Source organism: Psychromonas ingrahamii 37 (genome assembly GCF_000015285.1).
Lineage (GTDB): Bacteria > Pseudomonadota > Gammaproteobacteria > Enterobacterales > Psychromonadaceae > Psychromonas > Psychromonas ingrahamii.
Genome location: NC_008709.1, coordinates 3165828 through 3179366, shown reverse-complemented (window position 1 = coordinate 3179366; position 13539 = coordinate 3165828). Strand labels below are relative to the sequence as shown.

Here is a 13539-nt window from a genome sequence, read left to right as displayed (position 1 = left end):
CCAAACTCACCACTGACATAACCCTGAGTTCGTTTACCAAAAGAGGGCTTTACTAATCTCTTTTGGTTAATGACTTATGGTTATTAACCGAACTCACCACTGACATAACCCTGAGTTCGTTTATCAATCGGGTTATTAAATAGTTCGGCGGTATCTCCGTATTCAACTAATTCACCCATCCAGAAGAAAGCCGTTTTATCTGATATACGCTTAGCTTGGTTCATCGAATGTGTCACTATGACGATAGTAAACTTTTTACGCAGTTCATCCATTAACTCTTCAATTTTATGGGTCGCTATAGGATCCAAAGCACTGGTGGGTTCATCCATTAGGATAACTTCCGGCTTCATCGCAATGGCACGAGCAATACATAAACGCTGCTGCTGTCCACCGGACAGACCTGTCGCCAGCATATTAAGTCGATCTGATACTTCATCCCACAGTGCGGCACTGCGCAGAGACTCTTCTACAATTTTAGAAAGTTCTTTTTTATCTTTCATACCCTGCGCTTTAAGACCAAAGGCAACATTTTCATAAATGCTCATTGGAAATGGATTGGCTTTCTGAAAAACCATACCTACACGCATTCTTAAATCCTGAACATCAATATCCGCATAAATATCTTCATTTTTAAATTTCACTTCACCTGTGATGGTGACACCTGCAATCAGATCATTCATGCGATTTAATGTACGCAGTAGAGTTGATTTTCCACATCCAGAAGGACCAATCAACGCTGTTACCTTGCGCTCGGGAATGATAAATGAAATATCTTTTAATGCATGGTTTTTGCCATAGAAAAGATTCAGGTTGTTTATTTCAAGCTTGTTCATTTTATATGGCCTTTAGTAAGATTTTTTAGCGTAGCGGGTAGCAATGAGTTTCGTGATTAAATTTAAGAAAAGCACTAACACAATCAGAACGGTTGCCGTTGCATAAGCCTGATCCCATTCATTTTGGCTAAAGAGCTCTTGGGTTAATTTGTACAAGTGTACTGTTAATGTTCTGCCTGAGTCCAATACCGATTCAGGAATTTTAGTGACCATACCTGCGGTTAAGAATACCGGTGCAGATTCACCAATAACACGGCCGATACTTAGGATAATCGCAGTGATAATACCTGGCATGGCACTGGGTAAAATTAAACGCCAAATAGTATATATTTTAGAGCTGCCTAAAGCATAACCACCTTCACGATAACTCATCGGTACCGCCATTAGCGCCTCTTCGGTGGTACGGATAATAACCGGTAAGATAAGTATCGATAAGGTTAAGGAACCGGCTAAAATGGAGAATCCCAGCCCTAATGTGGTAACAAAAAAGGTCATACCAAATAGACCGTAAACGATTGAGGGAATACCTGCTAGCGATTCGATACAAAAACGTATTACTTGTACTATTTTACTGCCCGGTTTGGCATATTCAGTTAAGTAAATAGCCGTCATTATACCAATAGGGGTCGCAATAGACAGCGTCAGAACAACCATATAAACGGTTGATACGATCATTGGCCAGATGCCTGATGCTTCGCCAATTCGCGTGTAAGAACTTGTGATAAATTCCCAGGTTACAAAGCTTAAACCATTACTTAAAACGTGCCAAACAACCCATAGCAGAAACAGGATCGTAACAGTGGCGGCAGCCCAAGTTGCTGCTAATAAAAACTTATCTTGAGTTTTTCGCGTTAACATTAGTAGGCTCTCTTTTTGTTAATGTATAAAATAACTGCATTCAATATGACGATAAATACCAATAAAACAATACCGGTCGCATAAAGTGCGCTGGCATGTATTCCCGTTGCATAGGACATTTCCATGGCAATATTCGCGGTCAGGGTTCTTGCCGGATCAAGTAATGAACCGGGCATGGCAGGGGCGTTACCCATTACCATAATAATGGCCATTGTTTCACCAAGCGCACGCGCAACACCCAGTGCAATAGCTGTTAAAATTCCACTTTTAGCTGCTGGAATAAGGACTTTAAATATGCTGTAGATATTTGAAGCCCCCAATGCAAGCGCGCCTTCTTTATAGACCGGGGGTAATGCGCGCAAAGAGGTTTCTGAGATGGTAATAACGGTTGGTAAAATCATAATCGCCAGAACGATAATTCCCGCTAAAATGGTATTACCTGCTGGAATATTAAAAATCACTTCAATAGCCGGGACAATAATTACCAAGCCGAAAAACCCGTAAACAACCGAGGGGATACCCGCCAGTAGTTCAACGGCTGGTCTGACAATATTGGCTAACCATTGTGGCGCAAGCTCTGCCAGAAAAACAGCAGTGAATAGTGCAACCGGCACGCCAACAATAACAGCGCCGATAGTAGAGGCTAATGACGCCACTATCATTGGAAAAATACCAAACAGCGCGGGTGGTAACCATAGATCACCAAATACTAAATCTAAAACGCCTGCTTGACGGAATGCGGGTAAACCTTCAGAGAAGAGAAACCAAACAATAGTGGCTAAAGAGAACACACCAACTAACGCCGAACAAATAAACAAGATGTGGAAAAAGATCCCTATCCAATCCCGTTTTTTTGTTGGAATGCTCTGCGCTGTCTGTGGAAGACTTTTATTTCCAATATTCATTATACTGCCTTAGGGTAATACTACTTATTTAACGTTAATTATTATGACAGAAGGCACGCTTGCGCCTCCCTTATTTTAATTATGAGATTGTTCAATGCTGATATAACCTTGATCGTCGATGATTTTTTGACCTTCATCGGACATAATATAGTTAACAAAATCGAGTGCCGGTTGAGCAACATTCTTTTTATATAGTACTATAAAGGATCTGGCAAGTTTATATTCACCAGAAAAAACATTTTCATTGGTGGCTTTTATACCATCTACACTGAGCGCTTTTACCAATAATTCATGATCGACAGAGCCTAAAGAAATATAAGCAAGCGCATAAATATTGTTAGCAACCATTGTCTTAACCATACCGTTACCATTGCCAACCAAGGTACGCGGGGAAATATCTGATACTTCGATATTATTGACATTACGTTTTAGACCCAATATTTTTTCGAATTCTTCCCGCGTCCCCGATGATACATCACGTGTAACGGCAATAATGGGTTTATCTTCGCCACCTACCTCTTTCCAATTAGTTATTTCTTGGCGATATATTTTCTTTATCTCTTCTTTGGTTAAATTTTCTACTGGGTTTGACTTATTGATAACGATAGCGATCCCATCATGGGCAATCACCATTGTGTCCACATCAGTTAATTCGTCAATGGTCAGTTCGCGAGAAGACATGCCCAGCATAGTAGTGCCATTTCTTGCGGCAACAATACCTGCTGATGACCCCATGCCTTGTACCTCTACATCAATGCCCGTTTTTTTCTGATAAGTCTCGCCCAAGACCTCCATTACGTTGGAAACAGAAGTAGAACCTGCGATTGTAACGGTTGTTTCTGAAGATGCAAATGCGATGGGCGACAAAACTATTGCGACCAATAAACCAATAACCTTTTTCATAATAAATTCCATGTGAATCATAACGGTAAAAATATTCATCTGATTATGCACTAGAACCAGTTGCTCTTACAAAATTTTCAAAGCAAAAAGAGGAGCATAAGCTCCCCTTTGATTAATTTTTAAAAAATTAGTTAACTCGAATGTAACCTTCTGTTGCAACGATTTTTTGACCTGCATCAGACAAGATGTAGTTAATAAAATCACGCGTTTCTTTAGCAGGGTCTTTTTTAACTAATAATACGAATGGACGGGCAATCTTATATTTATTAGCAACAATGTTTGGATCTGTAGCGGCAACACCATCGACGGCTAATGCAGTTAATGAGCTATCGACAGAACCAAGAGAGATAAAACCAATTGCGAAATCATTGTTAGCAACGATAGTTTTAACCATACCGTTACCATTAGCGACTTGTGCAGTCTGTGAGATAGTTGATACTTTCATACCATTAATTTTACGTGTAAGTTTTAAGATATCTTCAAATGCGGCACGTGTACCAGATGCTGTATCACGTGTAACCACTACGATTGGTTTGTCTTCGCCGCCAACTTCTTTCCAATTTTTGGTTTCACCGCGGTAAATTTTAGCGATTTCATCTTTAGTTAAGCTCTTAACTGTATTTGAATTATTGACCGTTACAGCAATACCATCACGTGCCATTACAATCAGGTCTGTATCTGCAGTTACTTCTTTACGTGCAACTTCACGAGATGCCATACCGATCATGCTAGTGCCATCATTCGCTGCACGTACACCTGCAGATGATCCTGTACCTTGTACTTCAACATCAATACCCGTTTCTTTACTGTATGTTTCTGCTATCACTTCCATCACATTAGTAACAGAAGTTGAACCTGATACAGTAATAGTGGTATTTGCATAGGTAAGTGAAGATGCCATCAAACCGATTGCTGCTGCTAGACCAATAACTTTTTTCATAATTAATTCCATTCTATGTAAATAAAAAATTGCAAATTGTGTGAAATCTAATTTAATTAGTGACTCCCTCTCTGGAAGTGGGTGCATTGAAACATTTGAATGTGACAGTTTCATTACAGTGGCACTATAAGAACCAATTTATTTAATATCTATTTTTAAATATAAGCATTCATTTCTTTCAATATGAAAGTGTACCATCTGTCGTGCTTAACAGATGTCGCAGGATAATATAGGTTGTGAGCAGTATAAAAAACATTTTTTTTGGTTTTCTGAAATTGTTATCGTAATTTGACTCCATTTTGCAGGAAATTCTTGTGGCCATTAAATGCTGTGTTGGAAACTTAAAAAGACAAAGGTGTAGTAATTGTTTAATAATAACGGTATTAGGGAAAATCCGCTCGCATATTACATGGCAGCTGAATTATTCTTATCGAGTGATGCAAAGTCGCTTAACTTTGCTTTACCTATATTGGTCAGAAGATAAAACACACAAAGCGTTCAATAAATAATCATTCAAGACTTTTGTAGTCGATAATATTTGACGGCAGGCAAACAACGCCGTAACCTTTGCCTTCGTTGTTAAAGCATTAGAGCTCAACAATAAAAGTAAGTCTTCGGTGATTAGCGCAGCTTGGTAGCGCACCTGGTTTGGGACCAGGGGGTCAAAGGTTCGAATCCTTTATCACCGACCACATTTTAAGAAACCGCACTTGTTGCGGTTTTTTTTCGTCTATTATTTTTGGCAACGGGTCAGAATAATTAGTTTGCCCATACACTGAGCTGTCGCTCAATGGGCTCCGTTTATCACCGACCACATTTAGAAAAGCCCGTAACATTTAAAAGTGTTACGGGCTTTTTGCTTTCTACGGACCTCTGAGGTAGTTAGCGCAGCTTAGTCGCGCTTATAAAGAGTTGGGTCAAAATAATTAGTTTGCTCGTACACTGAGCTGTCGCTCAATGGGCTCCGTTTATCACCGACCACATTTAGAAAAGCCCGTAACATTTAAAAGTGCTACGGGCTTTTTGCTTTCTACGGACCTCTGAGGTGGTTATCGCAGCTTAGTCGCGCTTATAAAGAGTTGGGTCAAAATAATTAGTTTGCTCGTACACTGAGCTGTCGCTCAACTCGCTCCGTTTATCACCGACCACATTTAGAAAAGCCCGTAACATTTAAAGGTGTTACGGGCTTTTTGCTTTCTAGGAACCTTCGAGGTAGTTAGCGTCGCTTAGTCGCGTTTATTAAAGAGATTAGTTTGCCCGCACTGTTAAATATAAATTTGTTCCGCATATTTAACAATATGTGTGGGTTTATGTAACTGCTCTTCAATGATTTGTTTAAAAATCGCCTGTTTGTCAGGTTCTCCATGTATTAAAAATACTTTATCGAGTTTTTCAAATTCGCTTATCCAAGCTAAAAGATCGCTTTGATCAGCATGGGCAGAAAATCCGTTAATCATATGTATCTGCGCATTTACTTTAATATTTTCGTGATAAAGCTGGATTGTTTCTGCTCCATCAATCATTTTTCGTCCTAAGGTATCCTGCACTTGATAACCAACAAAGATGACACTGTTACGCGCATCCCATAGACGATGTTTAAAGTGCTGCAAAATCCGCCCACCGGTGCACATACCACTCCCGGCAATGATAATGCAGCCGCTTTCTATGTTATTAATCAGCATTGAATCTTGGTTTTTGAGTGCATATTGCAGATAGGGAAAGTCAAAAATAGTGCCGTCACGCTCAAGCAATTTTTTGGCAGGCTCATTTAATTCAGAATGATAACGGGTATAAATTTGCGTGGCACGCATAGCCATTGGCGAATCTAAAAATACTTGGCATTTGGGCAACTCTTTGTCGTAATACATTTGCTTTAGCAGCAGCAAAATTTCTTGCGTGCGTTCAATCGCAAAGGAGGGGATCAATACATTACCCTTATTATTTAAGGTCTTGATAATGATTTCTTTAAATTCATCAACCGTTTCCTTTAAACCGCGATGATCACGATCTCCGTAGGTTGATTCAATATAAAGAGCATCGGCTTGTTTAGCAAAAGAGGGGGCGGGCATAATTAAGTCTCGCCGACCGCCTAAGTCCCCACTAAATACAACTGATTTGGAGAGACCTGCTTCAGTAAACTCGATTTGCACGGTTGCCGAGCCAAGGATATGTCCTGCATTACGAAAAGTAACTTTTACCTCAGGCGTAAGTTGAATGCTTTTATTGTACTGTGCATATTGGATAGTTAAATCAAAGACGGCTTTTGCATCATCAATGCTGTAAATAGGCGGTCTAACCTGTTTTTCATTACCGGATCGTTTGGCTTTTTTAAGTGCTATTTTATAGTCCTCCTCAGCAATTTTAGCGCTATCCATTAAGATAACTTCGGCCAGATCCATGCTCGCTCTTGAGGCGATAACTTTGCCGTTAAAGCCCTCCTTGATAAGTTTAGGAATGCGTCCGACATGATCTAAATGCGCATGGGTAATCAGTAAAATATCCACTTTTTTAGGATCAAAACCAAAAGGTTCAAATGTTTGCTCTTCTTTGCTCCCCTGAAAATAACCGCAATCAATTAAAATGTTAGATCCATTTTTAAGCTGTAAAAGATGGCATGATCCGGTAACTGTCTCAGCAGCCCCAAATGATTGGATAAAAGCCATAAAGCACCTCCATTGTTGATACACTTTTAACTGTAGCATGCCTGTATTTATTCGCTTAAAATTCATCAGGTATTGATGATATTAAACTGATATTTAACTGAATTTATAATTTACCGACCTAAAGCAGGGGAGGCCGAGACCGGCACTGTAATAATATTCTAAAGAGTGTATCAACAGAAACTCAAATTGCGTTTTTAAAACAGTCAACTATCTATACTCATGATACTTCAAGATGCCTTTCCCTACGGGGCGCGAGCTCGAAAACCAGTGCTGCGTTGCACCAATCGCAAAGGGAATAACCATTTAAGATATAAATACTTGCATTTACATCTACCGCTAGAGGATTAACGCAGTTAATCGCTCGAAAGGTCATGTTGCGTCTTGCGCTGGTCTCCGAGCTTGCGCCTGACAAAGCATCTTGTGAAGTAACATGGGTATATATTCAGTGACATTAATAACTGCCAAGGGAATGGTTTAATTAGTTTATCAAAATAAACCCATTAAACGCTTTATGGAGCAGATTAAACCGGCGTATTTTCTGCGTATCCGCTACTCTGAATCGTTCGCTCTTAAGACAATTGACCTAATCTAGTTACTAATTAGTGCTTATCGGACAATTTAATCCGGACTTCAGCTCTAAAATCAGGCAATGCGATTAATTTATCATCACTCAACACTTAATAGTTAAAATAACAATTGACGATTTAAAAACAACTCAGTAATATCTGCGTCGTTGTTAAGGCATTAATGATTAACAGTAAAATTTCGGTGATTAGCGCAGATTGATAGCGCACCTCCTTGGGTTTATAGAGAGTTGGACCAGAAAGTCTAAATCGTAATTTATAGACACTAAAAGCAAAAATTTCGGTGATTAGCGCAGCTTGGTAGCGCACCTGGTTTGGGACCAGGGGGTCAAAGGTTCGAATCCTTTATCACCGACCATATTTAACAGCATGTTTTAAACCTGCTGATATTTAAGAATCAGTCCTTAGCTCAGCGAGATAGAGCAACGGCATATAAGCCGCAGGCAACCGGTTCTTATTTGGTATTAAATTTCAAAGCACAGGTAGTATATGATAAATATGTAGCCTGTAGTTATGAAAATTTAGTTCTGTTAGCTCAGTTGGATAGAGCATCCGCCTTCTAATGCCGAAGTGTGAAATCATTTCATAATTGGGCCTCATTTGGGAAACCTTTTGAGTGTAAGATGTCAAATTCGGGGAAACCTTACCATTTTGGTTGGCAATCCCGAGCCAAGCCCAATGTATTTTGGGAAGGTGTAGAGAGTAGACGGCATCTACCTAAAGTATAAAATCTTATGATTTCCTTATGGGTTACTATGGTAAAGGGGTATTCCAGCGCACAAAGTCCTCTGGGATGGTAGCGAAAGTTATAGTGTGACGAAGCGGAGGGTCGCAGGTTCTTATATTAGACTTGATAAAACTCACAATAAAATATTGCAGACTGGTTTGAAAAATCAAACGAAATGGTCATGTAAACTCTTGCGTCCTGTTAGCTCAATTGGATAGAGCAACGCCCTTCTAAGGCGTAGGTTTTGGGTTCAAATCCCGAACGGGACACCACATATATATTTAAAATCAATAACTTACATCAAATATAGCACCCTCCATCTCTGGAGAGGTGCTTTTTTTTTGCCTGTTTTAAAATCTGTTGATTAACATTTTATTATAAACTATAGTACACTTAAATATCGAAATTTAAGGGTTGAGAAAAAGTGTACAATAAAATCTCCTTCAATAAAATCCGCTATTCATCAAGAACTGGCAAGTATTCCTATGCTCTTTTGAGTAGCGCAGCAGGAAAAATAAAAGAATATAGTGACTTCTTAGAAATGGAAATCAATAAGGGAAGTAGCCAATCAACAATTAACGCTTATGCCCAAGATCTAAAGAGGCTCTTTGAGTATTTGTCCGCGTTTGATGATTTAGAAGATATAAATCGACTACTTACAGAAATAAGATTAACCACGCCACTAAAAGAGATAATAATTCAGTATCCAGATTACTTACTTAACGGTGTTGATAGTGATTATGTTTTAGCAAAATATGCAGCCAACAAACTAAATTCTAGAGCTATTAAACCTGCCAGTGTAACCCGCCATTTGTCCAGTGTGACTACTTTCATAACACATTCTGCAAGTCTTCAAAATGAACTATTGAACTTTAAGGAACAAGGCTTAGTTAATCTAGACCTATCACTAGAAGAAGTCGTTCTATTTAATAATGTATTGAAAAGAAGAAAGCTTACTGATAATGAAATCCAAGGCATTAGCAGAAACAGCGTAATTTCGAACGTCATCAAAGGTGGAGCAAAGTATACTAACGACAAGATTTTCTTCTCAAAGAAGTTGAGAAACAACTCTGATACAGATGGATCTCTTGTACATAAAGCTTTCCCCTTTGAACACATTTTAGATCTTATTGAGAACGCCAAGACCTATAGAGACAAATGCTTCTGGTCATTACTCGCTGGGACGGGAATAAGGGGGTCTGAAGGTTCCCAAGTATTGTTGCAAGATGTTGATATAGAAAATGAAACGGTTAGAATTATAGATCCAACACACAGAAAGTCCCATTTTTCGGTGTTTTCACAGGAACAAAGAAACAAACTTGAGTTTAAAGGCCGAGATACGTCAGAAGTCTATTTTATCGAACCATTCCGAAGTATTTTTTTTGATAATTTATGTAATTACTTATCCTTAGAACGCATTAATGTAACGCATGAGGTCTTATTCGTATCCAATTCAAATAATAACCATGGGGATCCTATCTTCAAGCCCTCGCAGAGTGTAGCAAGCAGCTTTAAAGCCCTCCAAAAAGAACTCAAACTAAAAAAAATATACACATTACACTCACTCAGACACTTTTATGGTGTGTGGTGCCTTAATTTTATCCCAGTTGGAAATTCTTTCGGTCTTTCGATCGGCACAGTAAATACAATGATGGGTCATGCAAGTGAAAAAACAACCAGAAAATATGCGGTTAAAAGTAGCTTTATAATTAGAGCCGCAATGGAAGTCGCTAATGGGATTTTGGAATGCAATAACAATAATTTAAAGGGACTCGTTCACCGAAACATTGATCAACAAGTTAAACGAATAAAGGGAGAATTGAATTATGGACGCTAGTACCTATATTGCTCTGAGCAATTCTTTTAGAGAGGATTTAAAAGTAGTTGTAGATAAAAAAGGGAAATGCAGCAAGAACGATTTAATTGCTTATTTCGCTTATGAGCTTTTTTCTATCCAGGAGTTTGATAAAGAATTTTTCGATACAACGCTACAATTATTGTCCGGGAAATATAACACCAATGCATTGGAGGAAAATGACGTTCGAGAAATATTTCCATTTGATATACCTAGAAATTCAAAGGGAGCATATACTAAATTATGCAATGTAATTTTTTGCTTATACGCAAATGCAGCAAAGAAAAAGATTATAGAGCTTCCCATTCATGCTCGATTAGGCGATGTATTCACCAACAACCCCCATCAAATATATACAACCCTTTTTAGTTTTTGCCTACCTAAAATAGCTATGGACATAATTAATATATCCACAAAAGCTAGATATGAAAAAAGCAAAGAGCTAATTGATTTAGTTGACCCTATCCATGACAACCGAAAATATAAAACGTTTAATAAAACATGTCTTAATTTTGCTGCGTATTTAATTCGATTTGGCATAGATGATATTAAAGATATTAACGTAAAGCACTTAAATGCGCATCGTATTGAAATAATTAAATCGTCGCAAGGCAACCTGTCACTTAAGCCGATTTTGGGGTACTTCGATGAGTATTATAATACAGATTTGCAGGATGAATATATCAAAGAATCATATGAAAATATGGGTATTGGTGTAGGTGTGAAGCATGTCAAGGATGAACTCCATTTAAATTACAGAATGGAGCAATTTCAATCCGCAAAGAATATCGCAGGCCTTTTAATTAATGACCAAGCCAAGGTACTTATATTTACTGTTAAACCAACGAATGTAGATTTTTCAGGCATTAAGATTGATGTAACTTCACTAAATAATTTCACTCCAGAAGATCAAAACAATAAGTGGCTTTTGAGTCAAAATGATTTTTTACACCAAAAGAAATTTGAGGCAAATACAAAAAAGTCATTGAAGAGTAAATTAGCTTACTTTAATGCATATTTATTTGGTTATCTCCCCGCCTTCTTTTATAAGCATCCCGAAACATGTTTTAAATTCCCATCCACCCCAGAAGAATTTCATAAGTATGTGTTTGTAGAGTTCTCTACTGTAGTTGACAGCAGCATTAATGCTAAGGAATTAGAAAAAATCTACCCAATGAGTATTCATGATTTTATTGCTAAAGTCAGCAATTATAAAAAAAACGATGTAACAGAAAACAATAATTTACACAGAGATATCATCGGTACTATTCACAGATATTTTGACTACATCACTGCAAGTTTCAGTTCGTTAAAAGGCTTCAATATAAAAGCAAACCCCATCGAGAAAAACTCTAACATTGGAACAGCCTTGAAAGGTTCAGTAAAACAAAGGTTCGATGTGAACTATTGGATTAGATACAGACTTTTCACAAAAGAAGTCTGTAAAATTATGCTACTTGATACATGCAATAAAATAGAGTTTTTTTTTAGAGATGCTAGTGAACCATACCTATTAAGCCAAGCAGTGGCTGTACGGAAAGAGGTAGAAGAATTTACGGGCATTAAGGTTTCAGAGGTAGAATATAACGAGAAAGAAAAATGTATTTACGTGGATCGGGAAATAGATCTATTTGATGGAAACATACTTAAAATTAAAAAGTTAGACTATGGCTCCTTTACACAAAGAAGCTCTTGGCTTGGCAATCGTAAGTTCCCCATCAAGCATTTGGATTATCAAAGACAGTTCAATGTACTCTTGGCTTGTTACGCAGGGCAAAGAGCATCTAACGGAATGTGGCTCGATACAGATTCATTTGACGCGATTTACGACGGAAAAACCACAGAAGGACTCGTGCCTCTTTATATAAATACTGATAAAGTAAATAGTGGTGGAATGGAGAGCAATGTACCATATGAAGTCTTTAATTTGCTTAGGCTTGTAAGAAAAATCCGAAACTTTAACACCCACACTTCATTCACTGAGGGGGTATTCTATCAAAACAACCCCAATAGTGAGTTTGGCATAATAAAGCCATTGTTACAAACAACAGAAACAAACTCAGATATAGTCTACAACCTTAGTATGCCTTTACAGCAGTTTGAAGCCTGTTTAACTGATTCCGATCTGGAGTTTGAGAGCACAAACTTTTACGCACCTCTGAAAACACCTGGTATTGATTTTCTTTATTACAAGAGGCTTAATCGCACACCAAGGCATGCGACATATAAAATAATTAACGCCCCCGGCGAAGAAGCTGTTAGCTTTACCCCTATAGCCATTAAGTCAGCACATACTATTCATGCGCTAAGAACCGAACTGGTAAGCATATTCAGTGTGCTAACCGATGACAAAGCAATTACTAAAATGTTCACTGGTCAATCTGACGAAACTCAAGCTTATTACACAACGAACACTCCAGAGCAAGAACTTGCAATAAGAGAAATAACAGACAAACAACGGGCTGATCTTGGTGTTAATGTAATCTCAGTAAAAGACACATCAATTAGCTTTGATGAAATTGCTAAATCAGTCGTTGAAAAAACATTTAGTAAACAATTTGGCGGTATATCCAACTTTGCACCAAGCGGGCAAACGTCTGGCATAGAGGAGATTGAGAATATTTCCGTGAATGAGATAGCATTGAACCCTACTCATATATGCCCATACAATAACATCTGTCCCTCAGCAATTGTAAGGGAAATTGGAGAAAAGAACTGTCACGTATGCTACAAGGCCATCGTAGTAAAAAAACACAGACCAGCTATTGCTGCAACAATCAGAATGATAGTTGATGAAATAAAAGAGCTCTATATAAAAATCAAACGAGATGGTATTTTAAGCAGTGATTTAGTTTTTATACAGCATGAAATCCTCCAGAAAGCGAAGCGGGCAAGTGCATGGAAAGTTAGGACGGATTTTTTAAGAAATATGGATATTACAGGAGATCCTAATCATCAATTTAAAGAGGTTATACCAAATTCCATTAAGGCTCGGCTGCTAGCTAGATTGAAAGAAGTTGATGGTTCTCCCATGCTACAAAGCAACCTACTCATACAAATGGCTTCTCGCCTTTCCAGACGGCTCATGACAAATATGTCAAAGATGGACATATCCATTGACGACCTTGAGCATGGACTGGAACTAAATCCCATAAAATACACACTAAAAAACCTAGAAATGCTAGCTGAACTTGAAGGAAAAACTGTTTTGGAATTAATGGAAAATACCAGAATAACAGAAGACAAAATCGGACTAGAACTTTTTGAGTAG

8 protein-coding genes and 3 tRNA genes are annotated in these 13539 nt (G+C 38.1%); 5 read left to right on the top strand and 6 right to left on the bottom strand.

Going from position 1 to position 13539, the window contains the following annotated elements:
* Nucleotides 1–83: 83 nt before the first annotated feature.
* From pstB to PING_RS13365, 5 genes are all read right to left on the bottom strand, one after another.
* Nucleotides 84–833 (bottom strand): phosphate ABC transporter ATP-binding protein PstB, encoded by a 750-nt coding sequence (pstB, locus tag PING_RS13385; protein ID WP_011770869.1) that lies wholly within the window; start codon nucleotides 831–833, stop codon nucleotides 84–86.
* A gap of 12 nt (nucleotides 834–845) precedes the next feature.
* Nucleotides 846–1691, bottom strand: a complete 846-nt coding sequence (gene pstA / locus PING_RS13380; RefSeq protein WP_011770868.1) for a phosphate ABC transporter permease PstA — start codon at nucleotides 1689–1691, stop codon at nucleotides 846–848.
* On the bottom strand, nucleotides 1691–2596 hold the full coding sequence (gene pstC / locus PING_RS13375; RefSeq protein WP_011770867.1) for a phosphate ABC transporter permease subunit PstC: 906 nt from the start codon (nucleotides 2594–2596) through the stop codon (nucleotides 1691–1693). Before pstC ends, pstA begins: the two co-directional genes overlap by 1 nt.
* A gap of 75 nt (nucleotides 2597–2671) precedes the next feature.
* The gene (locus PING_RS13370) at nucleotides 2672–3499 is read right to left on the bottom strand and encodes a phosphate ABC transporter substrate-binding protein (protein WP_041766497.1); all 828 of its coding nucleotides are present in this window, start codon (nucleotides 3497–3499) and stop codon (nucleotides 2672–2674) included.
* A 127-nt stretch (nucleotides 3500–3626) separates the two neighbouring features.
* Nucleotides 3627–4439, bottom strand: a complete 813-nt coding sequence (locus tag PING_RS13365; RefSeq protein WP_011770865.1) for a phosphate ABC transporter substrate-binding protein — start codon at nucleotides 4437–4439, stop codon at nucleotides 3627–3629.
* Nucleotides 4440–5054: 615 nt separating this feature from the next.
* Between PING_RS13365 and PING_RS13360 the strand changes: the two genes are divergently transcribed.
* A tRNA-Pro gene (locus tag PING_RS13360) sits at nucleotides 5055–5131 on the top strand.
* A 573-nt stretch (nucleotides 5132–5704) separates the two neighbouring features.
* Here the strand turns inward: PING_RS13360 and PING_RS13355 are convergent.
* Nucleotides 5705–7102 (bottom strand): MBL fold metallo-hydrolase RNA specificity domain-containing protein, encoded by a 1398-nt coding sequence (locus PING_RS13355; protein ID WP_011770864.1) that lies wholly within the window; start codon nucleotides 7100–7102, stop codon nucleotides 5705–5707.
* Between the two features lie 865 nt (nucleotides 7103–7967).
* On the opposite strand from PING_RS13355, the gene PING_RS13350 reads away from it, so the two are divergent.
* The 4 genes from PING_RS13350 to PING_RS13335 all read left to right on the top strand — a co-directional run bounded on the left by PING_RS13350 (nucleotide 7968) and on the right by PING_RS13335 (nucleotide 13539).
* Nucleotides 7968–8044 (top strand) — tRNA-Pro (locus PING_RS13350).
* A gap of 564 nt (nucleotides 8045–8608) precedes the next feature.
* A tRNA-Arg gene (locus tag PING_RS13345) sits at nucleotides 8609–8685 on the top strand.
* A 152-nt stretch (nucleotides 8686–8837) separates the two neighbouring features.
* Nucleotides 8838–10250, top strand: a complete 1413-nt coding sequence (locus PING_RS13340) for a tyrosine-type recombinase/integrase (RefSeq protein WP_011770863.1) — start codon at nucleotides 8838–8840, stop codon at nucleotides 10248–10250.
* On the top strand, nucleotides 10240–13539 hold the full coding sequence (locus tag PING_RS13335) for a hypothetical protein (RefSeq protein ID WP_011770862.1): 3300 nt from the start codon (nucleotides 10240–10242) through the stop codon (nucleotides 13537–13539). Before PING_RS13340 ends, PING_RS13335 begins: the two co-directional genes overlap by 11 nt.